Raw genomic sequence first — 25,508 nt, 5'->3', positions numbered from 1 at the left:
CAGATACTCTCTACTTTCTAGGCTATAATTCAACATCTAATCGACTTTTGCATTAAATTCACCCGTAAAGTAATGAGTAAAGAATTTCGCGAATTTTTGCGTAAAGTTGGTAGTGGTACACATACCAGCAAAAGCCTAACGCGCCAAGAGGCTGAGGCTGCTACGGTCATGATGTTGCAAGGAATTGCTACTCCTGCTCAGATCGGCGCATTTATGATCGCCCATCGGATTAAACGTCCAACTAGTGAGGAACTAGCAGGGATGCTCGATGCTTATAAACTGCTGGGGGCAAAGCTAGCGCCGATCGCATCCCATAAACAAGTTTTAGTACTGGGATCGCCCTATGATGGCAGATCAAAGACTGCACCAGTTAGTCCTGTAACGGCGATCGTTTTAGCAGCAGCAGGTATTCCGATCTTGATGCATGGGGGCGATCGGATGCCAACTAAAGAAGGTTTACCTTTTATCGAAATTTGGCAAGCTTTGGGGCTAAATTGGCAGGATCTGACCATTGAGCAAGTGCAATTCAATCTAGAAACCAAAAATTTGGGATTTGTCTATTTGCCCAAACATTTTCCCCTTGCCCAAGGGCTAGTTCCCTATCGCGAGCAAATTGGCAAACGTCCACCCTTTGCGACCCTTGAGCTAATGTGGTCTCCCTATCAAGGCAAACAATTCATCGTCTCAGGGTTTGTCCATCCGCCTACCGAAACTAATATTCGCGAAGCCTTTGCTCAGCATGGTATTACCGAATTTGCTACGGTCAAGGGTTGGGAGGGAAGTGTGGACTTGCCGCGATCGCGTACAGCGATCATCGGTATCAATCATGGGGATCACTTTGAGCGCCTGACTCTATCCGCAAGAAACTATGGATTTAGCTCTGAAGATCCTGCGATCGCTGATGATTCGGAAATGGCGATAAAAATTATCTCTGCTCTCAAAGCCGAACCTTCCGAATACCTTAACTCCGTGTTATGGAACTGTGGATTCTATCTCTGGCTCTATGGACTACATGATGAAATTACCGAGGCGATCGCCCATGCCCAAGAAATCATCAGCAGTGGTAGAGCATTTCAGAAATTAGAGGATTTACGAGCTTAACTTCTCAAAATCAAAAACGATAGTTTCTTTGTGTATTGCTCTTGCGTGGTTTCTTCAAACAATTTTTCTAGTTGTTCTAGGGCAAAGCTTCACTGATTGAGCTAGAGAAAATACCAAAACACAAAATGGCATAGCCATTTGTGTTTTTAAAATCCTTACTGGGTTTGATTTTCAATACACAAAAGTGTGCCGATACTTTTGTGTATTGGTATAAATTTTAGCTTAGACGACTAAACGCTATAATTGACCCGAAGCTTAAAATTTCATTTCCAAATTTTTTTATATTTTCCAACCTATAACTCGATCGCATGGTATCTTCGCCGCCCACCAACCTAACCACAAATATCTCTAACACACCCATCACATTTCCGCTAGCGGCTGTGGTCGGTCAAGAAGCGATTAAAACCGCTTTACTGCTAGCAGCGATCGATCCTGCGATCGGTGGCATTGCCCTCGCAGGTAGACGCGGCACTGCCAAATCCGTCCTTGCGCGTGGGATTCATGCCCTGCTGCCTCCCATCGAAGTTGCCGTTGAGTCTCTTAGTAACTGCGATCCAACTAAGCCCGACACATGGGACGATGCTCTAGTCAAGGCGATGAAGGACAAAGACAAGAGCGAAATTGCCACCAAAGTTATTCCTGCGCCATTCATCCAAATTCCGTTGGGAATTACCGAAGATCGGCTGATTGGTTCTGTGGATGTAAGTCGTTCGGTGCGCGAAGGTCAAACTGTATTTCAGCCAGGGATTTTAGCAGAAGCGCATCGGGGCGTTCTCTATATTGACGAAATTAATTTACTCGATCCTCAGATTTCTAATTTACTACTTTCTGTTCTCTCTACAGGCTATAACCAAGTCGAACGCGAAGGCATTAGCTATCAACATCCCTGTCAACCTTTGCTGATTGCCACCTATAACCCTGAAGAGGGTATTTTAGGCGAACATCTGATGGATCGGATTGCGATTAATCTTTCGGCTGATGGAGTTCTCTCACTCGATCAACGAGTGGAAGCAGTAGATATGGTATTGGGCTATGCCAATTCTCCTGAAGCCTTTTTGAGTAGCTATGACTCGGATATTGACGATCTGCGAACACAGATTATTTTGGCGCGAGAATGGCTTACTGATGTGACGATTTCTAGGGCGCAGATTCAGTATCTCGTTGCGGAAGCAGTGCGGGGTGGAGTGCAAGGACATCGTGCTGAGTTGTTTGCTTTACGGGTAGCGAAGGCGGCGGCGGCGTTGGAAAGTCGGACTCAAGTTAATGCTGACGATCTGCGTCAAGCAGTGGAATTGGTAATCGTACCGCGATCGCCTCTTTCTCCTGAGCAACAACAACCTGAACAGCAACAGCAGCAACAAGCGCCACCGCCTCCCCCAAATCAAGACGATGGCGAACAGGAGCAGGATGATAATCAAGAGGATCAGGAACAAGATCAAGAGCAGGATGAATCTCCTGAAATTCCTGAAGAGTTTGTCTTTGATCCTGAAGGTGTAATTCTCGATCCTGAAGTTCTCTTCTTTGCTCAGTCGATGCAAAAGCAGGGGCGATCTGGTACGCGCAACCTGATCTATTCCCAAGAACGGGGACGTTATATTAAGCCAGTTTTGCCTCAAGGAAAGAGCGATCGCATTGCCGTTGATGCCACCCTCCGCGCTTCAGCTCCTTATCAAAAAGCGCGAAGATTGCGTCAACCCCATCGCAAAGTGATCGTTGAGGATGTGGACATCAGAGCGAAGAAGCTAGCACGTAAGGCGGGAGCACTGACAATTTTCTTAGTAGATGCATCGGGTTCAATGGCACTCAATCGGATGCAGTCGGCTAAGGGTGCAGCTTTACGGATGCTTACCGATAGCTATCAGAACCGTGACCAAATTTCGCTAATTCCCTTCCGAGGCGAAAAAGCCGATGTATTGTTACCGCCCACCCGTTCTATTGAGGCAGCACGTCGTCGTCTTGATACGATGCCCTGTGGTGGTGGTTCACCGCTAGCGCATGGCTTAACGCAGGCTGTGCGGGTGGCGATGAATGCTAGACAGTCGGGTGATGTTGGTTCAGTGACGATTGTGGCGATTACCGATGGTCGCGGCAATGTGCCTTTAGCGCGATCGCAGGGTGAACCCATCGATCCTGAAAACAAGCCTGATATCAAAGCCGAATTAATCGATATTTGTCGTAAGATTCGGGCTTTGAATTTAGGGCTGTTGGTTATCGATACGGAAAACAAATTCGTATCTACGGGATTTGCCAAGGAACTCGCCGCCGCAGGTGGTGGCAAGTATTACCATTTGCCTAAGGCAACTGATCAAGCGATCGCCAATGTCGCTCTCAGTGCGATCGCCGATCTGCGTAACTAAAAAAGAAAGGGTGCAAAGCACCCTTTCTTTTTTTATGGCTCAATTCCTAATTCTCTAAGTTTTGCCGCAAGGCGATCGGCTCGTTGTCTTTCAGCTTCAGCACGTTGTGTTGCTGAGTCAGCGCGTTCTCTTTCTTTTACTAATAAATCTTGAATTTCGGCATAACTTAAAAAAGCAGTACCATCAGAATGAAACATTTTTAAAGTTTCATCGGTAATTTCAAATTGCATTCCCAATCTGGGGCTTTGCCACTTGCGCTCAATGAAAATTGGAGATAGTCCACCATCACGCTCTCTTAGCCATACACCTAGGTGATTAGCCTCATAGTTATAAATGTAATATTCTTCCACACCATAGCGATCATAAAAAAGAAGTTTTTTATCCATCTCTTCTCGCGTATTTGTGGGAGAGAGAATCTCAAATACAACTTGTGGAGGAATATTATCTTCTAACCATTGTTTGTAAGAACCTCGATGTCCTCTTGGTCTACCGATCGCCACCATGATATCAGGAGCAGTCGAGAGATCATTGCGTCCTTGGACGGGATACCATAACAAATCACCTGCAACAAAAATCTTCAGATCACTATTTTGATGTTGACTAAAAAACCAGTCAAGATTTTCTTTGATTGTGACAATCCAAATAAAATGCGTTGTATTGCTTGCCATGGGCTGACCATCGCTTTCAGGGTAAACAATTTCAGTTGATGAGATGGTTAGCTGCGAAACCATAGCACAACTCCATAAAAAGATAATTGACTTATTTTAACATTACGCTAATTTTTAGGATGGGCGGCGCAAAGCGCTGCCCATCCTAAAAATTAGCATGAACACATTATGATAATTGGAGCATAGACAATATTTTTAAAATTGCCCATGACTCGTAAGCAGAAAACTGCAATATTTCTAGGAATATTACTGGGGATTTTGATCGCGATCGCCAGTTATTTTCTCTATTGCCCTAGTCCACCTGCGGGGCTATTTCCTCCTGCACCAAACGTAAAAACTCGCACGATTTATTTCGTCCAACATGAATGGCATTCGGGCTTAGCATGGGCGCAACAGACAGGAGAAACTTTTGGTGCAGAAGAATGGAAAGATGCTCCCTATGTGGAAGTGGGATGGGGCGATCGCCAGTTTTATTTTGCGGGTGATCAGTCTATTCCTTCGATGCTGCGAGCTGCTTTCATTCCATCGGATAGCGTCATGCATGTGACAAGTTTTGCAGAAGCACCTGAGAAATTTTTTAAATTTCCTGTTTTGCCGATAGAGCTATCAGAGGCGGGATTTCAAAATTTATTTGCTCATGTGAAGCAGACCTTTGCAGTTAATGAGAAAGGCGATCGCTTAGCAGCGATCGGCAAAGGTCAATATGGCGTGAGTAACTTCTATGCGGCTGTGCCGAGATATTTCTCCGCTTTTAATTGCAATACATGGGCGGCTGAGGCTTTACGAAATGGAGGAGTTTCTGTCTGTCCTAATCGCGCTGTATTAGCAAAAAATCTTGGTGAGCAAATCAAATCTTTACAAAACATAAGTAGGGGCAATTCATGAATTGCCTTTAAGTCTTTATAGCTGCCGTCGATAGTGTTAGGACAAAAGCAAAACCCAAGAAGATAATGGCGGCGCTTCGCGCCGCCATTATCTTCTTGGGTTTTATGTCCTTATACACTTGACGACAGCTATAAAATAAGAGCGCGAATTTTGATGGCGCGGCAAAGCCACGCCATCAAAATTAAATTGCAGAACCATTACGTGAATTCTTTTAAAGCCGATCGCAATATTTCCGCAGTTTCATAGTTCTGTTGCAGCTCATGGAGTTGGATTGCTCTTGTGAAAGAGGCGATCGCTTCTGGGAAATAACCTACTTTCATCAGCACGACACCTAGATTTTGATGAGCATCAGCATAGTTCGGTTCGAGAGTAATTGCTTTTTGGTAAGCAGCGATCGCATCGGTAAAACGTCCTGAAGTTTTGAGCGCAATTCCATAATTAAAATATCCTTGAGCAAAATTGGGAGCAATTTGAGTTACCTTTTCGTAGCAAGCGATCGCTTCTTTTTGATAATTTTCTTGATAGATATTGCCTAGATTTAGATAAGCCGAAAGTTTTACAAGATTGGGGACATCTATCGCGATCACTTGTTCATAGGCGCTCTTGGCTAATTCCCAATCTTCATTTTGTTGATAGGCAAGCCCCAAATGGTAATAGAGTTCACAGCAAATTAACTTTTGTTGTTCTGGATCATCAATTAAGGCTAATCCTCTTTGTAATAGCTCGATTCCTAAATTGCGATCGCGATCTTGAGGACTACTAATGTACAAAGCACCCAGTTTATTGAGCATATAACTATCATCAGGAAATGACTCTAAATGCTTATACATCAATTGTTTTGCAAACTCATACTTATGCTTAAGTTGAATTTCGTTATCCGTATAGCCGTAATGTAGTAAAACTGGAACTTCTACATTGAGCAACTGCCAATGAGGTTCTTGCGTTTGTAAGGCTACCACCGATTGATCAATGGATTCGTGATAGATACCTGTAAATGTAATCGCAGGATGATTGCGAAATAGTCGTAATACTAAGGAATAGGGGGACTGGGTTGTGTCTATTTCCGATCGCAAAAGATTGATGGCTAGACAATCATCTCGTTTCATCACCTCTTGCAAAATAGCGATCGCACTTTGCTCCAAAACTTCATCGGCATCAATGACTAAAATCCATTTGCCCTTAGCTTGTGCGATCGCATAGTTCCGCGCCTGTGAGAAATCATCACACCACTCAAAATGAAATACTCGCGCCTGATATTTCTTGGCGATCGCAACTGTGTGATCGCTCGATCCTGTATCGACGACAATGATTTCATCGGCAATCGATTTTAAACTCTCCAAGCATTTTGGTAAGCGCTGCTCTTCATTTTTGACAATTAGGCAAGCACTTAGGGTGATCGCGATTGGCGATCGGGCAAATCCTTTCTTGGCAGATTTAGCTAAAGGTTTAGATGTTTGGGGTCGGGACATTGAGCATCACATTTGAGAATCACAAGAAAATTTTTAAAAGCCCTACTTCGCAGAAGTTTTTAAATTTTTTTTGGTTTGGGTTGCCACGTAAAGCACTGTAATTATACCAATTCACAAAAATGTGACACACTTTTGTGAATTGAAAACCAATCATGGCAAGGGCTTTAAAAACACAAAATGGCTAAGCCATTTTGTGTTTTGGTATTACGGGTTAGGATATTTATCTTAACAGTTGAACTGACCTATGCAGCTTAGATATATATTGCGCGTTACGACGACTTTATTTTCCACCTACTATGCCTATATGCTCGAATATCGAGCCGAACTTTTCATCTGGTTGTTATCCAATTCTTTACCATTTATTTTGATGGGAGCATGGCTAAAAGCATCCGAAACTGGCAGCTTTGGTTTCACAGCTTTAGAGTTTATTCGTTACTTCTTAGCCGTGTTTGTAGTGCGTCAATTTAATATTGTTTGGGTGATTTGGGACTTTGAGAAGGAACTGCTTTCAGGACAGCTTTCCCATCGTTTATTACAACCTATCGATCCATTTTGGCATCATTTGATTAATCACATTGCAGAACGTTTTGCTAGACTGCCGATGCTGGTAGTGCTGATCGCTTTATTCTTTATTCTCTATCCGCAATCCTTCTGGATTCCTTCATGGTCAACGGGTTTGATGGCAACATTCATTGTCACGATCGCCTTTTTATTGAGATTCCTGATCCAATATACCTTTGGACTTTTATCATTTTGGACAGAGCGTGCAAGTGCGATCGAGCAACTCTGGTTTTTAGCCTATATATTTCTATCGGGTATCATTGCCCCTTTGGATGTATTCCCGCCGCTAGTTCGCGATATTGTCCTGTGGACTCCTTTCCCTTATATGGTGTATTTTCCTGCGGCGCTTTTGGTGGGAAAGGCGATCGCTGTTTGGCAAGGGATTGGAATTATGGCGGGATGGATGGGTATCTTTTTTGTAGCCAATCGTTGGCTATGGCGTAAGGGAATCCAACAATATTCTGGGATGGGAGCTTAGTACCAAAACCTTAGTATATCTATAGCCAGCCAAGTCAGGACATAAAACCCAAAAGAGAGTTGCGGCGCGAAGCGCCGCAACTCTCTTTTGGGTTTTGGCTTTGTCTTAACATTGATATCTATAGCTATACAAGATAAAAAATTGCAAAATTGCTCATGTTAGGGCGATCGCTTAGACTAGATTAAGAATTGTTAATTAGTTATAGCCAGTGTTGAGTAAATCTAAACAAAAAACAGATCAGAAAATCATCGTCATTGGGGCAGGAATTGGGGGCTTAACGGCGGCGGCTTTGCTAGCTAAGCGTGGCTATGAAGTCATTGTTTATGACTTGGCTCTTGTTGCTGGTGGTTGTGCATCCACATTTAAGCGACGCGGATTTACCTTTGATGTCGGTGCAACACAGGTGGCAGGATTAGAATCTGGCGGGATTCACGATCGCATTTTTAAGGAACTAGAAATTGAGATTCCTGAAGCAACCTATTGCGATCCAGCTTGTGCGGTATTTTTGCCAAATGAGAGTGAGCCGATTAATGTCTGGCGCGATCGCAATAAATGGAAACTCGAACGACAAAGACAATTCCCTAATAGCGAACCATTTTGGAATTTTCTTGAAGATTTATTTTTGCGAAGTTGGCGATTTCAGTCACGCGATCCGATTTTGCCACCACGTAATATTTGGGACGCATGGCAATTAGTCAGAGCCTTGCGAATTGATACCTTGGCAACAGTTCCCTATACATTCTCAACGGTGGGCGATGCTTTACGTGGGTTTGGATTGGCAAATGATCAGAGATTACGCACCTTTCTCGATTTGCAATTGAAGCTCTATTCACAGGTGAATGCTGAAGAGACAGCTTTACTTTATGCCGCAACAGCTTTAGCGGTTTCTCAAACTCCTTTAGGGCTGTTTCATCTTAAGGGAAGTATGCAAGTGTTAAGCGATCGCCTGATTGAGAGCATTGAGCGCGACGGGGGGAAGGTGTTGATGCAGCATCAAGTTACAGAGATCGCGGCTCAAGGTAAAAATAAAAAGGTAAAAGTAAAAAATCTGCGATCGCAAGCGATTTTTGAAGATAGCGCCGATCACATCGTGGCGAATGTGACGGTGAATAACTTTGTGCAGCTTTTGGGAGATGATGCGCCCAAGGGATATGCTCAACGGGTTGCCAATCTCAAGCCTGCTTCAGTAGCTTTTGTGGTTTATTTGGGAGTGGATCGTGCTGCGATTCCTGAAGACTGTCCGCCGCATTTACAATTTCTGGAAGCCTATGAAGATTCCAAAATTAATCAACCACATTCGCTATTTGTTTCCGTTAGCAAGGAAGGGGATGGACGCGCTCCTGATGGAAAAGCAACAATCATTGCCTCTGAGTTTACCGATGCAGCTGTTTGGTATGGTGGCGAGGATTATCAGGAACTCAAAAAGAGATTTACGGAACGGGCGATCGCACAGTTAAGCACATATTTCCATCTCAACGAAGAGACAATCATTCATATCGAAGCTGCTACACCACAGACTTTTGAGCGATATACAGGACGCGATCGCGGCATAGTTGGCGGCGTAGGAATGCGTGTTTCTACCTTTGGTCCCTTTGGTTTCGCCAATCGCACACCACTCAAAAGCATTTGGCTAGTCGGTGACTCTACCCATCCTGGGGAAGGAACCGCGGGGGTGAGTTATTCAGCGCTCACAGTAGTAAGACAGATAGAGCAGTTACAGCGTAAAAGGTCGCCAAGGTAGATCACTTGTCCCAGTTAATAGTAAATCTTTGGTAATTTGAGCCGTGACGGGAGCCATCAATACACCATTGCGATAGTGACCTGTAGCAATCAAAATGTGAGGATGATCTGGTACAAAGCCTAAAATTGGCGATTGATTGGCAACTGGTCTGGGGCGATCGCCTGCCCATGTTTCTAAAACTTCAGCATTGGCAAAAGTGGGACACCATGCGATCGCCTGTTCTAGTAATAAAGACACATTAGCTTCGTTGGGCAATTCACTTGGGTCAAACTCTAAGGTTGCGCCGAGCCAATAGCGATCGCTGTCTAACGGCACAATATTCAGATCCGAGCCATCCTCATTTTCAATATGCACAACATTTTTTAGGTTTAGCTTGGGGATATGTAGCAGCAACGCTTGACCAGCAACAGGTTGCATCAGGGCTTGTCCCGCATATTTGGGATGATTTTTTAAAAATGGGGAAAGTAGAGCGTTAGAGCCTAAGCCTGATGTAACGATGATGCGATCGCTAGATAGATCTTCTAAATTCTCGACTGGTGTATTCCAAAGAAACTTCACCCCATTTTGAGTTGCGGCTTCGACGAGGGCATTTACTAACTGGGTGGGATGCACCGCCCGATCACATGGGCTTAATAAGCCACCATCGGTTTGCCATTGCGAGAAATCTTGAGCAATTTGATCGCGATCAAGCCATTGCAAATCAAAACCTTGCCTTTTGCGAATTTCAGACAGCGATCGCGATTTTGTTTCCGCATCAGGCGATCGATATAAATTTAAAATGCCGTTGCGGTTGTAGAGAATGTTGTGTTGTGTTTGGGCAGTTAGCTCAGCAATTAGGCGATCGTATTTACTCAAACTTGCCAAGCGCAACTTTACTAAAACACCTCTTGCCCTAGAACTAGAAGCAGCCATCAGTACCCCTAATGCTGATCCTGTTGCCCCTATTGCAGGGCTAGCATTTACTTCCAGAACGGTCACATTTAGCTCATATTCTTTGCATTTGCTTAATTCATAGGCAATCATTGCTCCGATTACACCGCAGCCAATAATGGTGACAGTTTGCATAGATATTTTCAATTTTTCAGTAGAGTAGACAAAGGCGCGAAGTACCCTTGTCTACTCTAAGATCTGATTGCCATCATCATTAAAGTCAATGCTAAACTTTTGGAATAAGTGCAAATTCTCTAAACATTTGCAGTCAAAAATTTTCTAATCCTGCTAAATTACTGCATTAAAATCCGTGATTACGCTAAACCTGCTGCATCCCATCGAATCTACCCCAATCCAAACATGGAAATTTGACTCTGAGCCTGTGATTCGGATTGGGCGATCGGGCGATAATGACGTGATTCTTTATAGCTCTGTTGTTTCTCGCTATCATGTGGAGCTACATCGTCATTCTCTCTATTGGGAAATCGTCAATATTGGCGCAAACGGTACATATATTAACGATCAACAAATTGATAAGGAGCGCGTGCAGAATGGGGTGACTATTCGACTTGCGACAACGGGACCTAAATTACAAATTTTATTAGATGGGGTTGAGTCAATGTCTCCTTCATCTCACGATGCTGCTACTAGTCCAAAGTCCCCAACCAAGCCAAGCGATGGTCGCCCTACCTTTATGTCACGTAAAGACTCTGTGATTTAGATTTTTTGTGGTGAGGCTTTGCCTCACCACAAAAAATCTGGTTCTTTTACTTTACTGTGCGTCCCTAAGTAATTTAATTTACAGCTTGGTATGGATGCGAGTTCAAAACTGCGACACCTAATTTAGAGTTTTTTGAAATATGCGATCGCCAATATCGTATTATCATAGACTTGACATAATTTGGCACTTGCTGACAGTTTTGCCAAAGGTTGGCAAAAGTCCAAAAAATGTTTTTTGATTTCTAGATATATTCAAATCTAGGCATACTTAATCTAGGCATATTTAATAATGAAGGTCACTCTAGAGAAGCTTCCCGCTAGTCAAATTGGTTTTGACATTCAAGTAGAAGGGGCAAAGTCTCAAGCAATATACGATCGCATCGTCAAAGACTTGACGCGCACGATGCAAGTACCTGGTTTTCGCAAAGGTAAAGCGCCGACTCAACTTGTATTGAGACAAGTTGGTACACAACGACTCAAAGCCAATGTCCTCGAAGAGTTGCTAGAAAAAACCTTAACCGAAGCCCTTGCTGAGAATAAAGATGTTAAAGATAAGGCTCTGGGCGGCTTTCAGTTAATTACCGATATTGAATCTCTTGTCCAAACCTTCACCCCAGGGCAAGAAGTATCCTTTAAGGCGGCGATCGACGTTGAGCCAGAGGTAACTCTCAACAAATATCAAGGCTTCACGGTTAAGGCTGAAGAAATCAAGCCCGATCTCACCGAAGTCGATCGCACCTTAAACGAATTTCAAGTCCGCAAAGCCACGATCGTCCCGATCGAAGATCGCCCTGTAGCCCTAAATGATGTCGTTACTGTCGATCTCAAAGTCCTCGATCGCGCCACAGGCGAAGAGTTACCTGATGCAGGTGAAGAGGATTTTCAGTTAGATGTTGATGAAAAAGCCTTTATCCCTGAAGTTGTTAAGGCAATTGTAGGTGCAGAGATTGATTCAGTCGTTGAAGTCGAGTCGATTTTCCCCGAAGAATATTACCCCGAAGAATATGTCGGCAAGGAAATCAAATATGTGGTTACGATCAAATCGATCAAAGGTCGTGAGCTTCCAGCCCTAGATGATGAGTTTGCTCAATCAATCAGCGACAAAGAGACGATCGCCGAATTGCGTGAACTCCTCGAAAAGCGTGTCATTGATGAGGCTGAGTCTAAGACCCAAGCCAACAAAGAACGTGCTGTGCTTGAAGCCCTCACCGCCGAACTCGAAGTAGATCTACCAGCAACCCTGTTGCAGCAAGAACTCGACTTTTTGGTGAGACAACAGGCTAGCTACTTGCAAGAGCGCATCGATCCCGCAATGGCAAAGCAACTGTTTACCAAGGAATTGGTTGAAGAAATGCGTCGCCTTAATCAACCAGAAGCAGTAACCCGTCTCCGCCGCAAAGTTGCCCTTGATAAAATTGCCGAGGAGGAAAAACTTGCTGTCGATGAAGCCGAACTCAAAGAAAGGGTTGCTAACACCTTGGAAATGCTCAAAGATCCCAATATCGATCCCGCTAGATTAGCTAGCTTGATTCGTGAGGAAATGCGGACTGAAGTTGCAGTGAAGTGGTTGATCGAGCATTCTGAGATTGAGTTAGTCGAGCAAGGTTCACTCCAGCCAGAGCCTGAAGCCCTCGAAACTATCTCTCCAGAGACTGATACAGACGTTGTAACCGTTGAGGCAACATCGGAAGAAGCTTAATTAAAAGTAAGAGGGGTGCTTTGCACCCCTCTTACTTTTAAATTGCGTAGAATAGTATGGCTAGATACCAATACTGTTTTTGAGGCATAATAGCTCTTAAATCTGTATGGTAAAACCCCAGCTTTGCCCATCAAGCTTTGCCCATCAAGTTTTACCTAGGATAATGCATCAAATTTATGGTGAATTAAAAACGAATGTTCCCTTTATCTAGTCAATTAACATCAAATCAATTTGCGATCGCTTCGACCCAAAATCAGGTTGTGCCGATGGTAGTCGAGCAATCAGGTAAAGGCGAGAGAGCATTTGATATCTTCTCACGCTTATTGCGTGAGCGCATCGTGTTCTTAGGTTCGCAAGTAGATGACACCACATCGAACCTGATTATGTCGCAGCTTTTATTTTTAGAAGCTGAAGATCCTGAAAAGGATATTTATCTTTATATCAACTCCCCTGGTGGCTCAGTCTATGCAGGCATGGCGATTCTTGACACCATGAACCATGTCCGTCCCGATGTTTGTACTATCTGCATGGGGCTGGCGGCTAGCATGGGCGCATTTTTATTAGCGGCTGGTGCTAAGGGCAAGCGCATGTCTTTGCCTAATGCACGAATCATGATTCACCAACCTCTTGGTGGTGCTCAAGGTCAGGCAGTTGATATCGAAATTCAAGCTAGGGAAATCTTGTACATTAAGCGATCGCTCAACGAAATGCTGGCTGCTAATACAGGCAAGCCTCTCGAACAGATCGAACAGGATACCGAGCGCGATTTCTTCATGTCACCTGCGGAAGCTCAACAATATGGTTTAATTGATCGCGTTTTAACCAATTCTAAAAGCCTCCAGCCATCTGTCCTATCCCTAGTCTAGCCACAGCGAGATAGCTTATGCCCAGTAAATATGACTCTCATCTTAAATGTTCCTTCTGTGGTAAATCACAGGAGCAGGTACGCAAACTCATTGCAGGACCAGGGGTATACATTTGTGATGAGTGCGTGGATTTATGTAACGAAATTCTCGATGAGGAGTTGTTTAACAGCGCTCCGCCTCAATCTACTCAACGGAAAGATCCTGCCAATGAAAAGCGGAAAACTAAAACTGCGGCAAATCTTAATCTTAGTCAGATTCCCAAGCCTCGCGATATCAAGCGCTATCTTGATGAAAATGTAGTTGGTCAAGACGAAGCCAAAAAAGTTTTGTCGGTTGCTGTATATAACCACTACAAGCGTCTAAGTTTTATCGAGTCGGCTGGCAAAGGTCAGGTTGAAGATGGGGTTGAACTTCAGAAGTCGAATATTTTGTTGATTGGTCCCACGGGTTGTGGGAAGACCCTGTTAGCTCAGACTTTAGCAGAAATGCTGGATGTACCTTTTGCGGTTGCTGATGCTACGACACTTACTGAGGCGGGCTATGTCGGTGAAGATGTAGAGAATATTTTACTGAGGCTCTTACAGGTTGCTGACCTTGATGTTGAAGAGGCTCAGCGCGGCATTATTTATATTGATGAAATCGATAAAATTGCGCGTAAGGGTGAAAATACTTCGATTACCCGTGATGTTTCGGGTGAAGGTGTCCAACAAGCCTTACTCAAAATGCTCGAAGGCACGATTGCCAACGTACCGCCTCAGGGTGGACGCAAGCATCCTTACCAAGACTGCATTCAGATTGACACCAAAAATATCTTGTTTATTTGCGGTGGCGCATTCGGTGGCATGGAAAAGCTTATCGAGCAGCGCATTGGCAAAAAGTCGATGGGCTTTGTGCAGCAAGGCGAGTCGATTCCCCGCGAAAAGAGGACTGCGGAGATTTTGAAAAACCTCCAGCCCGATGATCTGGTCAAGTTTGGGATGATTCCTGAATTCATTGGTCGGGTTCCTGTAACGGCTGTTCTTGATCCCCTTGATGAAAAAGCGCTCATGGCAATTTTGACTGAGCCTCGCAGCGCGTTGATCAAGCAATACCAAAAGCTCTTAAAAATGGATAATGTCCAGCTTGAGTTTCAGATGGATGCGGTTCAAGCGATCGCCAAGGAAGCGTATCGTCGTAAAACAGGGGCGAGAGCTTTACGCGGTATCGTCGAGCAGTTGATGCTAGACATGATGTATGAGTTGCCTTCACGCAAGGATGTCACCAAATGTCTAATTACCCGTGACATGGTGGAAAAACTATCTACGGCGGAGATTTTGCAGCATCCTGCCTCAATGCCTAAACCTGAATCAGCATAGACACCCAAAGGACTCGCTAAGCGAGTCCTTTGGAGTTATACATGTCAAAAAGAGAACGGCGGCGCATTGCGCCGCCGTTCTCTTTTTGATATATCCTGTTACACTTTTGTGAAATTGACAAAAATATCCATCAACTCCTTAAATTAACTCTTAGGTTTCCGTTGCGATCGTGGTGTTTGCGTATCACTTTTGGGCTTGTTAAAACCACTACCTGCTTTACTGGAGGTTTTAGACTTCTTCGATTTAGGCAATGGTAATGGAGCATCCAATTCAATTACAGGCTCCAATGTTAAGCCTGAGCCAGTTGCCTCAAAATCATCTTCAATAGATGTTTTCTGCACATGCTCTGGCATCTCAGAACTTGGTTCGACAATCTGTTGCGGATCTTGATCAGGACTATTAGTAGATGAATCTACAACTTGTTCTAGAACAATTTCTGGAACAACTTCTACAACAGGCTCTAGTTCTACAACAGGTTCTAGAACTGTAAAGATCTCAGCGATCGCTACTGGTTCTTGAATTTGAGGGCTAGACTCTTTTTTGCTAAAACCATGACCAGCTTTAGTAGAAGTTTTAGCCTTTTTAGGCTTGACTGCTGCTTCAGCAGGAGGCTTTGACTTCTCCAGAATGTGCTCCGAAATAGGTTCTGGAACAATTTCGGGAATAATCTCCACAATAGGCTCTGGGGTGGAGACAATCTCAGCGATAGCTACTGGTTCTTGACTTTGAGTGCTAGCCTCCTTTTTGCTAAAACCATGACCAGCTTTAGTAGAAGTTTTAGCCTTTTTAGGCTTGACTACTGCTTCAGCAGGAGGCTTTGACTTCTCCAGAACKTGCTCCGAAATAGGTTCTGGAACAATTTCGGGAATAATCTCCACAATAGACTCTGGGACGGGAACAATCTCAGCGATCGCTACTGGTTCTTGACTTTGATGGCTAGCCTCCTTTTTGCTAAAACCATGACTAGCTTTAGTGGAATCTTTGGATTTTTTGGGTTTGACTGTTGTTTCAGCAAGGGGCTTTTGGGTTTTAGAGGTAGATATGGGTGCTACTTTAGGAATATTTTCAGGGACATCTTTAGGAATATTGCTGGAAATATCAGCAGAAATATCTTTAACGATAATTTCTGGGATGATTTCTGAGATGTTTTCAGGTTCAACGATGAGCGCGATCGCAGGAGTTTCTTCAAGAACATGCTCTTGATCTTGAGCAGAATCCACTTCAGAGTTAATCCTTGGTAGATCAAGCTGAAGACGTTGAATAGATATATTGGTAATCTTGCCGCCAAATCGATGGATTGCTTGCACCCTTTTGGAAAGGGAGCTATAGGGAACTGTAACTGTATTAGTGCCTTGCATCCTGTCGAAATGATTACCACCAGTAAACTCAATAGTTACACGCTGACTTGCATCAACGCTTAAGTTTGTGCTTGCCGAATTAATATCTAAACTTTTCATGTCAAACTCATCCTAGCGATCGCGGTTAGGCAATCACACGTCAAAAACTTTTTTAAATAATCTGTATAAGTATTCCGTAAAAATGTCTCTGAAAACCAGTTTTTTCTGCCTTAAATATTAAAAAAAATAGCTCAATAGGTGTTTCAGGGAGGTCAAACATCATAAACGGCTCAGTGCTTTTCATGACAGTCGTTTCAGACATCGAAGACCTGCGAGGCTAAGACTTAGTGTATCAAGCTTTTCAGTACTTTAAGCTAAGGCATCTCCCGAAACACCTATTGAGCCAAAAAACTTAGCAAACCATGCAATTCAAAACCCGAAATTATTATGACAGGATTTGCTCGTCACAACAATTTTGAGCTTACAAATTAGGATGCTGTATTCTGAAGGGCAGCTTTTGAAAACAAATATGAGTATTTTCTTACAAACCCTTGCCCAAGCCAATGCAATTTACGTCAAACAAAAATTTGAAATGGCGGAAATATTTGGTTTTGAGACTCGCAACCGTTATCAAATTCAAACAGATGATGGTCGGCAGTTTGGTTACTGTGCTGAGCCAAAGCTAGGTTTTTTAGATGCTATAATGCGTCAGTTTTTAGGACATTGGCGGGTTTTTAATATTGTGGGAACTGATCTGCATAATCAACAGGTCTTTCGCGCTCATCATCCTTTTCGCTGGTTCTTTCAGCATCTTGATATTTTTGGTGCAGGCGATCGCCCTGTAGGAAGTTTGCAACAGAGATTTGCATGGTTTAACAAAAAGTTTGATTTTCTCGATACTAGGGGTCGAGTGATCATGACGATGAATTCGCCACTTTGGAAAATTTGGACGTTCCCCATCAAAAAAGGGGAAAGGGAAGTATCCGTAATTGAAAAGAAATGGACGGGGCTGTCTAAAGAGCTATTTACTGATGCCGATAACTTTAGGGTGCGATTTATCGATGCAAAATTAACTGCTGATGAAAAGTTGCTGTTACTTGCTGGTGCAGTGTTTACCGATCTTTTATACTTTGAAACTAAAGCTTCTTCATAGTTAAAAATTACTTTGAATTTTCAGATTATCCGTTACGAAGAAATCGAGTCCACTAATAATGAAGCATGGCGCTTAATCGATCGCCTTAATTCTGTCGAAGCTCCAAATGGCAATCAACCCCATGAGGTTGATTGCCATACCGTGATCATTGCTAAACGTCAGACCAAGGGTAGGGGGCAACGTGGTCATAGTTGGCAATCCGATTTGGGTGGACTATTTATGTCGGTGATTTTACAGCCCAATGTTGCCGCAGCGAATGCCCACCAAATTACACTTTGGTCAGCTTGGGGCATTGCCAAAGCGCTCAATGAAACAGGGGCAAATGTCAAGCTTAAATGGCTCAATGATCTTTTAATCGATCGCCATAAATTGGGTGGTATTCTCACCGAGACAAGGATCGAAGGTGAGAAAATTCTTTATGCAGTGGTGGGGATCGGCATTAATTGGACAAATGATGTGCCTGAAGGCGCGATCGCACTGGGAGAATTGCCAACTACTTTGTCAAGTATGGATGAACTGATCGAGGTGGTGCTAAAAGGGGTTGATTTAGGTCAAACTCGTAGCGATCGCGAAGGAATTATGGGCATTTTGGCGGAATATTTGGAGATGCTCAGCGATAAAAAAGTGCGTCAAATGATTAATGGGCGGGAACTTCAAGGGCAAATAATCGACATTAGACCAACAGGCGAACTGGTAGTAAGATGGGAGGGAAATTCCCAAGACGCAATCTATCAGCCCCAAACTTTTTCTGTCGGCTATCAGTAGAATTAACATATGCGAAAATCAACAATCTCAACCATCACACTGGCTACCCTGCTCTGCCTCTCCACAAATAACTACTTTCTAGTTGGCTCAGCATATGCCGCGTCCAAGTCGGCTGTATCACCTGATATTGCAGTTTCTCAACCTTCTGTGCCAGCCCCTCAAGCACAACCTCAACCTGAGATTGCTCCTGCACCGAACACTATTGAGATTCAAAGCGATCGCAATGTTAATAACTCGGCTCCAACTAATCAGCCTGTAATTAATAATGTAGAAAAGCGCGACTCTGTGCAAGTTAACATTGAGTCTACCAACCCCGCCCCAAAAGCAGTAGTCAAGCGATCGCAACCAGTCGGACAACCTGTCGAAATTGTCTTGGAAAATCGATCCACTGGTTGTAAATTCAAGGCTAGTAGCCTTTTAGAACGTGATGCTGATCTTTGCAATCCCGCAGCGATCGCCTCTAAAAATAATTCTCAGAACAATCCCAAAAACTATTATCAAAATGGCAGTGTCCTCTATGCTGCTGCTTCGGGTGACACGGCTGTACAAGTGCGCCGCCTAACGGAGCAAGAAATTGCTGCGATGAGCTTGCCTAGCAATGGCGACAAGCAAATGCTGTTCCCCTTGATCGCTCCATCGATAATTAGTTCGATCTTTGGGACTCGCGTGCATCCTGTCACGGGGCAAGTCCGCTTTCACCAAGGTACAGACTTAGCGGCTCCTGAAGGCACACCTGTCGTCGCCGCCTTTAGCGGTCGCGTGGAAATTGCAGGTTGGCTTGGAGGCTATGGCTTAATCGTGGTAATTTCCCACGGTGATACCCATGAGACGCGGTATGCCCACTTGTCTGAGGTCTTGGTCAAGCCAGGGCAGGAGATCAAGCAGGGCAATGTGATCGGTTTAGTTGGCAGTACGGGGATGGCAACTGGCCCCCACCTGCATTTTGAGATTTGGCAAAAGATGCAAGAGGGACTGGTGGCGATCGATCCTACGCCGCAGTTGATGCTTGCTATGGAGCAGTTGCAAAAATATCTCGCCCAATCACCTAAATCAACCAATAAAGCTTAAAAGAACATTTTATGGCGCGTCTTTGCCGCGCCATAAAATGTTCTTTTAAGCTAAAAAAAATGGCTACACCATTTTTTTTGTATAGGTTTTGCCAGTCATGGTAGGACAAAATCAAAGCCCAAAAGAGAGTTGCGGCGCGAAGCGCCGCAACTCTCTTTTGGGTTGATACACTTGGAGATATAAGGTAAAAATGGAAATAGGCGATCGCGCAATCTGATGATTTTGCCTCATCCATCACCATCATCCCCGAACAGAACCTATGCAAGATGCTAGACAATATGCGCCAGCCACCCTGAGAAATCGTGAAGCGATCTTAGAAACGCTATTGCAAATTTTGCCACCCACAGGAAATATCCTTGAAATCTCTAGCGGCACTGGCGAACATGCCGTCTACTTCGCGCCACACCTTCAACAGCGCCAATGGATACCCACTGATCCTAACCCGATCGCAGTTTCCAGCATCACCGCTTGGCAAAAATATCATCCATCGCCTAACCTCGTTGCACCACTAACAATTGATGTGACTGAACCCGATTGGCAAGGACATCCACAGTTACAAAATCAAGACATTCAGGCGATCGTTAATATCAACATGATTCATATTGCGCCTTGGGCTGCTTGTTTGGGGCTATTGTCTGGGACAAATAAGCTATTGCCAGAGGGCGGACTGCTATATCTATATGGGGCGTACAAACAAAATGGCAAACATACGGCTCCTAGCAATGCTGACTTTGATGTTAGTCTACGCAGTCAAAACCCAGAATGGGGAGTTCGCGATCTGGATGAAGTGATTGCGGTTGCTAGTCAGCAAAATCTTGTCCTCAAAACAGTGCAACCCATGCCAGCCAATAATCTATCAGTGATTTTCCAGAAAATCTCAAATCAAAAAACCAAATAGTAATGGCGGCGCGAAACGTCACCATTACTATTTGGTTTTTTTGAAAGCACGCCGTAGGTGGGCTTTCAAAAAAACAATTTTGATGTTTTTAGCACCGAAGGTGCTAAAAACATCAAAATTGTTTTCATAACGAGAATTGCTGTTAGGAATATGAGCGTTTACTTTTGGGTTGTGAAAAGTTGTATATTGGCTAAAGTGACATATTTATCGATACAAAATTTAAAAAACCTTGATTGCAACTCCCATTAAACCAACTGTAACGACAAGACGACCTGTATTTCCTTTCACCGCCGTGATCGGACAGGAAGAAATGAAGCTCGCCCTGTTGCTCAACGTCATCGATCCCAAAATCGGTGGGGTGATGGTCATGGGCGATCGCGGTACGGGCAAATCCACCACCGTTCGCGCCCTTGCCGACCTCCTTCCCGAAATCGAAGTTGTTGCTGACGATCCATTTAGCAGCCATCCCACCGATGGCGATCTCCAAAGCGAAGAAGTGCGCCGCCGTGTTGCCAATGGAGAAACACTGCCTGTAACCACCAAACAAGTAATTATGGTGGACTTGCCTCTCGGTGCAACAGAAGACCGTGTATGCGGCACAATCGATATTGAAAAGGCTCTATCAGAAGGTGTTAAAGCCTTTGAACTCGGACTACTAGCCAAGGCAAATCGCGGCATTCTCTACATTGATGAAGTTAACCTCCTCGATGATCACCTTGTTGATGTGTTGCTGGACTCTGCTGCATCAGGATGGAATACTGTTGAGCGTGAAGGTATTTCGATTCGTCACCCTGCCAGATTTGTGCTAGTTGGTTCAGGGAATCCTGAAGAAGGCGAATTACGTCCCCAATTGCTCGATCGCTTTGGCATGTATGCTGAAATTCGCACCGTGCGCGAACCAGAACTACGTGTGCGAGTTGTGGAGGAACGCACTAATTTTGATGGTAATCCCCATGGATTTCTTAAGGACTATGCCTCTCAACAAGAAGAACTCCAAGCCAAAATCGTGAGAGCGCAAACACTTCTCAGTGAAGTTGATATTCCTCAAGATCTGCGTTTGAATATCTCTAGGGTTTGCTCTGAGCTTAATGTTGACGGGTTGCGTGGTGATATCGTCAGTAACCGTGCAGCTAGAGCGATCGCTGCTTTTGAGGGACGCAAAGAAGTAGAAGTAGATGATATCAAACGAGTCATCGGTCTCTGCTTACGTCACCGTCTCCGCAAAGATCCTCTGGAGTCGATTGATACTGGTTATAAGGTTCTCAAAACCTTTAATCAAGTTTTTGGAATCGAGGAAGAATAGAACTAAAAAGAGTGAAGCAATGCTTCACTCTTTTTAGTTTAGAATTGTTCAATAATAAGGAAGACCGTGCTGAACATCTGCGTCAATGTCGAGGAGCAGAGTCGAGAAGCAGAAGAATGGGTGATTTTGGCAGCAATGGCTGTGTGGGAAGATGGCTCTTATAAAGTCCTGCACTATAAAATTCTATTGGAAAAACCGAAAGTAAGGTGATCGCTGTTTAAATTTTTGGAGTGATGATCGCGATGTTACATGCAAGCATAAACCAGACAGCGTTCTACTTTGCTCTATAATCAAACTTAAGTTAGTAATTTTGATATGACACCTAATCTCTTCTCAAACCTCAATCGCCGCAAATTTATCGGACTCTCTACCCTATTTTTACTAGGAGCCTGTGGAGCGCAAACGACTCAATCCACGACTTCTTCAGGTAAAAGCAAAATTGTCTTTTGGACAATGCAATTAAAACCGCAGTTTGACAAATACATGACGGATTTAATTGCAGGATTTGTTAAAGAAAATCCGACAGCCGAAGTGGAATGGGTGGATATTCCTTGGGGAGAGATGGAAACTAAGATTTTGAGTTCTGTGGCTGCAAAAACTGCTCCTGATGTCGTGAATCTAAATCCTCAATTTGCATCGAAGCTAGCCGAGAAAAAAGCGCTGGTGGATATGGGCAAGGCTATATCCGATGCGGATATAGCTAGCTATTTCCCAAATATTTGGAAAGCGAATCAACTGGATAATGTCACCTTTGGATTGCCTTGGTATGTTGCCACAGATATCACCATTTACAACCGTTCTCTATTTGAAAAAGCTGGCTTAGATCCTGCCAAACCACCTAAAACCTTTGAGGAACTTACTAAAGTTTCTGAACAGATTAAAGCAAAAACTGGCAAGTATGCTTTCATGCTGACAATGGATGGTGGTCAGGTTTTAGAAGCGATGGTACAGATGGGCATGAAGTTGCTGGATGCCAATGGCAAGGCTGCTTTTAACGACGCTGCTGGCAAAGCTGCCTTTGACTATTGGGTAAACCTCTTTGAGAAGCAACTAATTCCTCGTGAGATCTTGACCGAAGGACATCGCAAAGCCGTAGAACTTTATCAAGCGGGGGAATTGGCGATTTTATTAACTGGCCCGCAATTTTTACAAACGGTGGCTCAGAATGCCCCCGAGACCGCTAAAGTAACCGATATTGGCTCACAAATTACTGGCTCAACGGGTAAAAAGAGCGCGGCTGTGATGAATGTCGCTGTACCAACGACATCCACCAATCAAGAGCTAGCCGTAAAATTCGCACTCTATTTAACAAATGCTGAAAATCAGCTTGCTTTTACCAAGGTAGAAAATCTCTTACCTTCTACAATTAAGAGTTCTAGCGATCGCTATTTCACGGAAGCCGCCAAAGATGCATCTATTCTTGATCGCGCTAGAGTGATCAGCGCCTCACAACTTCCACAATCCGAAGTCTTAATCCCTCCTGCCAAAGACATTGAGAAGCTTCGCAAGATTATTTATGAAGAGTTACAACTTGCCATGCTCAAGGAGAAGCCTAGCGATAAAGCGATCGCTTCTGCTGCCGAACGTTGGAACTCACTTTAATAAAGATAGGACTTACGCAAAAATGTCTTGAAACCCGCATTTTATAGTAGGGGCAATTCATGAATTGCCCCTACATTTCATCCTCTTGCGTAAGTCCTAAAAGAGCTGAAGTCTTTTCCTGTGGCAAAGACTTTAGCTTGTTAATTTTCTTAGTGAATTTTGAGGATTTCCTGACAACTGCGCTAGATTAGCGGCAGTTATGAAAGTGGGGTATTACTCGTGAAGAAATTAATTAATATTCAGGATATTTGTCAAAGCTTTAGCAGGAAGTTTTGGCAGAGATCGATTGTCTCTGGTGCAGCGATCGCCATGCTTGGTACTGTTACATTACCTGTGATCAGTGGTAATGGATCAGCGATCGCTCAACAAATTTCGCAGAAAGATACAACTCAAACGCGATCGCAATCTGTACAAATGATGCAAGTAGCCGATCTTAAATTTCCATTGTGGGTATGGATAATTGGTGGCATTGTGCTCGTCTTTGTCTTTCTGCCACAGGTGGGTTGGATTTTAGGGTTGATTGTGATTGGTGAACGCGAAGTTGGGATTGTGGTTAAAAAATTCTCATTTCGTGGTGATTTACCAGCAGGACAACTTGTTGCTCTCAATGGGGAAGCAGGATATCAAGCCGATACCCTTGCGCCAGGTTGGTATTTTGGCTATTATCCTTGGCAGTATGGAATTCGTAAAGAGTCTGTGGTGGTAATTCCCCAAGGTGAAATTGGGTTAATTATTGCCAACGATGGCAAATCGATTCCACCCGATCGCATTCTTGGTAAAACTGTCCCCTGCGACAACTTCCAAAACGCGAGAGAATTTCTGTTAGCGGGTGGTGAAAAAGGTCGCCAGATCGGGATCATGACCGCAGGAACCTATCGCATTAACACTGCTCTATTTACAATTGTTACTTCCGCCAATGCTGCTCAAAATGGCATGTCGCCTGCGGAGTTAAAGCTCTATTCAGTTGCCACCGAAAAAGTTGGTATTGTCACTACGTTAGATGGTATTCCCATCGAAGCAGGCGCGATCGCAGGCGCGATTATTCCCGAACATGACAACTTCCAAAATGCTCAGTTATTCATTAATGGCGGTGGTCGTCGTGGCTTGCAGGAGCAAGTAATTCTATCGGGTTCATGGAACCTCAACCCTTGGTTTGCTCAAGTGGAACAGGTGAAAATGACTGAAATTCCCATTGGCTATGTGGGCGTAGTGATTTCCTTTGTAGGCGGATCGCAAGATGATGTCAGTGGCGCTCTGTTTACCCATGGTCATTTAGTGAATGTGGGTGACAAAGGTGTATGGATTGAGCCGCTTTACCCAGGCAAGCATCCATTGAATACGCACATTATGAAAGTAGAACTAGTTCCCACCACTAATATTGTGCTAAATTTCAGCTCTCGCACAGAAGAGCATGGTTACGATTCTAAACTTAGTGCTTTAAATGTGCGGTCTAATGATGGCTTTGCCTTCAATTTAGAAGTTGCCCAGATCATTCATGTGGGTTCACTGGACGCTCCTAGAGTAATTTCGCGAGTTGGCTCAATGCAAAATCTCGTTGATCATGTGCTGCGTCCCACCGTTGGCAATTACTTCCGTAACTCGGCTCAGGCTTATACCGTCTTAGATTTCTTGATTGCTCGCAGCGATCGCCAAGCAGAAGCCGCAGATTTTATTCGTAATGCTCTGCACGCCTATGATGTGCAAGCAGTTGACACTTTACTCGGTCAAATCGAACCACCTGAAACCCTAATGCAGACCCTCACCGATCGCAAAATTGCTGAGGAACAACGTAAAACTTACGAAGTACAGAGAGTTTCGCAAACTCAACGCCAAGAGCTGGTGCGAGAAACTTCCCTTGCAGATATCCAAAGAGAAATCGTCACGGCTGAACAAGGTGTACGCATTGCTGAACTTCAGGCTAATGCTAAAGTCAAAGAGGCAAGTGGCGAAGCTGAGGCGATCCGCGTCACTGGGGAAGCGAAAGCCGATGCCTATCGCGCTGGGGTCGATGCTCTTGGTGGTAACTCCTATGTAGCGTTGCAATTAATGCAAACAATTGGCGATCGCAATGTGCGGGTTGTGCCAGATGTGGCTGTCAATGGTGGCGATCGCGGTGGTGGGTTGCTCGATGGTGTATTAGGAATGTTGCTCTGGAATCAAAATAAAGAAGCAAAGGAATCAAAATCCGATAGCCTCACCAGATTGCCATAAGAATAGATTTTTGATGGCGCGGCGAAGCCGCGCCATCAAAAGTTTTTTTATTTTACAGCGAAGCCCTAACCACTATGGATTGGTCATTGTTTGAGTACGAGGTTAGCTCTGGGTTTGATTGCACAGAGCAAGAATAAAAGGCGATCGCTAAGTTAACGTGAGTTCGATGGAGTAGACAAAAGTAAAAGAAAAGCTGAGACTAGTAGACAGTCAAAGGATAATTGACGGGTAAAATAAAGGCATAGGAAAGAGCTAAGGAAAAAGCTATGCCAGCAAAACGATACAAAGTGAAGTTAAGTGAAGAAGAACGTCAAAAGCTAGAACAAATAACCAAAAATGGC

Annotated in this window: 21 protein-coding genes; 17 read left to right on the top strand and 4 right to left on the bottom strand. The window is 44.1% G+C overall.

The window, feature by feature from the left end:
- The first annotated feature begins 72 nt into the window (after positions 1 to 72).
- On the top strand, positions 73 to 1,101 hold the full coding sequence (locus B9G53_RS03735; RefSeq protein ID WP_094529285.1) for an anthranilate phosphoribosyltransferase family protein: 1,029 nt from the start codon (positions 73 to 75) through the stop codon (positions 1,099 to 1,101).
- A 308-nt stretch (positions 1,102 to 1,409) separates the two neighbouring features.
- A complete protein-coding gene (gene bchD, locus B9G53_RS03730; RefSeq protein WP_094529283.1) occupies positions 1,410 to 3,458 on the top strand; it encodes a magnesium chelatase ATPase subunit D in 2,049 nt (682 codons plus the stop codon).
- A gap of 32 nt (positions 3,459 to 3,490) precedes the next feature.
- Here bchD and B9G53_RS03725 read toward each other — a convergent pair whose 3' ends face one another.
- Positions 3,491 to 4,189, bottom strand: a complete 699-nt coding sequence (locus tag B9G53_RS03725) for a Uma2 family endonuclease (RefSeq protein ID WP_094529281.1) — start codon at positions 4,187 to 4,189, stop codon at positions 3,491 to 3,493.
- 144 nt (positions 4,190 to 4,333) lie between these two features.
- Here B9G53_RS03725 and B9G53_RS03720 point away from each other — a divergent pair, with 144 nt between their 5' ends.
- Complete coding sequence (locus B9G53_RS03720; RefSeq protein WP_094529278.1) at positions 4,334 to 5,011, top strand: DUF2459 domain-containing protein; 678 nt, start codon at positions 4,334 to 4,336, stop codon at positions 5,009 to 5,011.
- Positions 5,012 to 5,208: 197 nt separating this feature from the next.
- Here B9G53_RS03720 and B9G53_RS03715 read toward each other — a convergent pair whose 3' ends face one another.
- Positions 5,209 to 6,480 (bottom strand): glycosyltransferase, encoded by a 1,272-nt coding sequence (locus B9G53_RS03715; RefSeq protein WP_094529275.1) that lies wholly within the window; start codon positions 6,478 to 6,480, stop codon positions 5,209 to 5,211.
- A 244-nt stretch (positions 6,481 to 6,724) separates the two neighbouring features.
- Here B9G53_RS03715 and B9G53_RS03710 point away from each other — a divergent pair, with 244 nt between their 5' ends.
- Together B9G53_RS03710 and crtD are read left to right on the top strand one after the other, a co-directional pair.
- Positions 6,725 to 7,519 carry a multidrug ABC transporter permease gene (locus tag B9G53_RS03710; protein WP_094529272.1) on the top strand — a complete coding sequence of 265 codons (795 nt, stop codon included), beginning with the start codon at positions 6,725 to 6,727 and terminating at the stop codon, positions 7,517 to 7,519.
- Between the two features lie 208 nt (positions 7,520 to 7,727).
- On the top strand, positions 7,728 to 9,260 hold the full coding sequence (gene crtD, locus B9G53_RS03705; protein WP_094529270.1) for a C-3',4' desaturase CrtD: 1,533 nt from the start codon (positions 7,728 to 7,730) through the stop codon (positions 9,258 to 9,260).
- Here crtD and B9G53_RS03700 read toward each other — a convergent pair.
- Positions 9,234 to 10,325: an FAD-binding oxidoreductase gene (locus B9G53_RS03700; protein WP_094529267.1), complete on the bottom strand. Its 1,092-nt coding sequence runs from the start codon at positions 10,323 to 10,325 to the stop codon at positions 9,234 to 9,236. The two genes, crtD and B9G53_RS03700, sit on opposite strands and share 27 nt — an antisense overlap.
- A gap of 175 nt (positions 10,326 to 10,500) precedes the next feature.
- On the opposite strand from B9G53_RS03700, the gene B9G53_RS03695 reads away from it, so the two are divergent.
- The 4 genes from B9G53_RS03695 to clpX all read left to right on the top strand — a co-directional run bounded on the left by B9G53_RS03695 (position 10,501) and on the right by clpX (position 14,830).
- On the top strand, positions 10,501 to 10,911 hold the full coding sequence (locus B9G53_RS03695; protein ID WP_094529264.1) for an FHA domain-containing protein: 411 nt from the start codon (positions 10,501 to 10,503) through the stop codon (positions 10,909 to 10,911).
- 288 nt (positions 10,912 to 11,199) lie between these two features.
- Positions 11,200 to 12,609 (top strand): trigger factor, encoded by a 1,410-nt coding sequence (gene tig, locus B9G53_RS03690; protein WP_094529262.1) that lies wholly within the window; start codon positions 11,200 to 11,202, stop codon positions 12,607 to 12,609.
- A gap of 194 nt (positions 12,610 to 12,803) precedes the next feature.
- Positions 12,804 to 13,475 (top strand): ATP-dependent Clp endopeptidase proteolytic subunit ClpP, encoded by a 672-nt coding sequence (gene clpP / locus B9G53_RS03685; protein WP_094529259.1) that lies wholly within the window; start codon positions 12,804 to 12,806, stop codon positions 13,473 to 13,475.
- A gap of 17 nt (positions 13,476 to 13,492) precedes the next feature.
- Positions 13,493 to 14,830, top strand: a complete 1,338-nt coding sequence (gene clpX, locus B9G53_RS03680) for an ATP-dependent protease ATP-binding subunit ClpX (protein WP_094529256.1) — start codon at positions 13,493 to 13,495, stop codon at positions 14,828 to 14,830.
- A gap of 143 nt (positions 14,831 to 14,973) precedes the next feature.
- Here the strand turns inward: clpX and B9G53_RS03675 are convergent, their stop codons facing one another.
- The gene (locus B9G53_RS03675) at positions 14,974 to 16,287 is read right to left on the bottom strand and encodes a phycobilisome linker polypeptide (RefSeq protein WP_094529253.1); all 1,314 of its coding nucleotides are present in this window, start codon (positions 16,285 to 16,287) and stop codon (positions 14,974 to 14,976) included.
- 409 nt (positions 16,288 to 16,696) lie between these two features.
- Here B9G53_RS03675 and B9G53_RS03670 point away from each other — a divergent pair, with 409 nt between their 5' ends.
- From B9G53_RS03670 to B9G53_RS03635, 8 genes are all read left to right on the top strand, one after another.
- A complete protein-coding gene (locus tag B9G53_RS03670) occupies positions 16,697 to 17,320 on the top strand; it encodes a phospholipid scramblase-related protein (protein ID WP_176453084.1) in 624 nt (207 codons plus the stop codon).
- A 12-nt stretch (positions 17,321 to 17,332) separates the two neighbouring features.
- On the top strand, positions 17,333 to 18,085 hold the full coding sequence (locus B9G53_RS03665; protein WP_176453083.1) for a biotin--[acetyl-CoA-carboxylase] ligase: 753 nt from the start codon (positions 17,333 to 17,335) through the stop codon (positions 18,083 to 18,085).
- 9 nt (positions 18,086 to 18,094) lie between these two features.
- Positions 18,095 to 19,153 (top strand): M23 family metallopeptidase, encoded by a 1,059-nt coding sequence (locus B9G53_RS03660; protein WP_094529245.1) that lies wholly within the window; start codon positions 18,095 to 18,097, stop codon positions 19,151 to 19,153.
- 259 nt (positions 19,154 to 19,412) lie between these two features.
- On the top strand, positions 19,413 to 20,051 hold the full coding sequence (locus tag B9G53_RS03650; RefSeq protein ID WP_094529239.1) for a DUF938 domain-containing protein: 639 nt from the start codon (positions 19,413 to 19,415) through the stop codon (positions 20,049 to 20,051).
- A 229-nt stretch (positions 20,052 to 20,280) separates the two neighbouring features.
- On the top strand, positions 20,281 to 21,354 hold the full coding sequence (gene bchI / locus B9G53_RS03645; RefSeq protein ID WP_176453082.1) for a magnesium chelatase ATPase subunit I: 1,074 nt from the start codon (positions 20,281 to 20,283) through the stop codon (positions 21,352 to 21,354).
- Positions 21,355 to 21,420: 66 nt separating this feature from the next.
- Positions 21,421 to 21,564: a hypothetical protein gene (locus B9G53_RS27170; protein WP_176453081.1), complete on the top strand. Its 144-nt coding sequence runs from the start codon at positions 21,421 to 21,423 to the stop codon at positions 21,562 to 21,564.
- Positions 21,565 to 21,669: 105 nt separating this feature from the next.
- Positions 21,670 to 22,956 carry an ABC transporter substrate-binding protein gene (locus B9G53_RS03640; RefSeq protein ID WP_094529236.1) on the top strand — a complete coding sequence of 429 codons (1,287 nt, stop codon included), beginning with the start codon at positions 21,670 to 21,672 and terminating at the stop codon, positions 22,954 to 22,956.
- 309 nt (positions 22,957 to 23,265) lie between these two features.
- The gene (locus tag B9G53_RS03635; protein ID WP_094529339.1) at positions 23,266 to 25,167 is read left to right on the top strand and encodes an SPFH domain-containing protein; all 1,902 of its coding nucleotides are present in this window, start codon (positions 23,266 to 23,268) and stop codon (positions 25,165 to 25,167) included.
- The last annotated feature ends 341 nt before the right edge of the window (positions 25,168 to 25,508 follow it).

It is taken from the genome of Pseudanabaena sp. SR411 (genome assembly GCF_002251945.1).
In the GTDB taxonomy this organism is placed as follows: Bacteria; Cyanobacteriota; Cyanobacteriia; order Pseudanabaenales; family Pseudanabaenaceae; genus Pseudanabaena.
Note: the sequence above shows the minus strand (reverse complement) of the source record. Positions and strands in the feature narration are given on the sequence as shown.

Bases quoted from the DNA above. Each gene is read 5' to 3' on its own strand.
- clpX (WP_094529256.1), top strand. From the start codon at position 13,493: ATGCCCAGTAAATATGACTCTCATCTTAAATGTTCCTTCTGTGGTAAA.
- B9G53_RS03700 (WP_094529267.1), bottom strand. From the start codon at position 10,325: ATGCAAACTGTCACCATTATTGGCTGCGGTGTAATCGGAGCAATGATT.
- bchD (WP_094529283.1), top strand. From the start codon at position 1,410: ATGGTATCTTCGCCGCCCACCAACCTAACCACAAATATCTCTAACACA.
- B9G53_RS03650 (WP_094529239.1), top strand. From the start codon at position 19,413: ATGCAAGATGCTAGACAATATGCGCCAGCCACCCTGAGAAATCGTGAA.
- tig (WP_094529262.1), top strand. From the start codon at position 11,200: ATGAAGGTCACTCTAGAGAAGCTTCCCGCTAGTCAAATTGGTTTTGAC.
- B9G53_RS03720 (WP_094529278.1), top strand. From the start codon at position 4,334: ATGACTCGTAAGCAGAAAACTGCAATATTTCTAGGAATATTACTGGGG.
- B9G53_RS03735 (WP_094529285.1), top strand. From the start codon at position 73: ATGAGTAAAGAATTTCGCGAATTTTTGCGTAAAGTTGGTAGTGGTACA.
- B9G53_RS03670 (WP_176453084.1), top strand. From the start codon at position 16,697: ATGAGTATTTTCTTACAAACCCTTGCCCAAGCCAATGCAATTTACGTC.
- B9G53_RS03710 (WP_094529272.1), top strand. From the start codon at position 6,725: ATGCAGCTTAGATATATATTGCGCGTTACGACGACTTTATTTTCCACC.
- clpP (WP_094529259.1), top strand. From the start codon at position 12,804: ATGTTCCCTTTATCTAGTCAATTAACATCAAATCAATTTGCGATCGCT.
- B9G53_RS03660 (WP_094529245.1), top strand. From the start codon at position 18,095: ATGCGAAAATCAACAATCTCAACCATCACACTGGCTACCCTGCTCTGC.
- B9G53_RS03640 (WP_094529236.1), top strand. From the start codon at position 21,670: ATGACACCTAATCTCTTCTCAAACCTCAATCGCCGCAAATTTATCGGA.
- B9G53_RS03715 (WP_094529275.1), bottom strand. From the start codon at position 6,480: ATGTCCCGACCCCAAACATCTAAACCTTTAGCTAAATCTGCCAAGAAA.
- B9G53_RS03635 (WP_094529339.1), top strand. From the start codon at position 23,266: ATGCTTGGTACTGTTACATTACCTGTGATCAGTGGTAATGGATCAGCG.
- B9G53_RS03725 (WP_094529281.1), bottom strand. From the start codon at position 4,189: ATGGTTTCGCAGCTAACCATCTCATCAACTGAAATTGTTTACCCTGAA.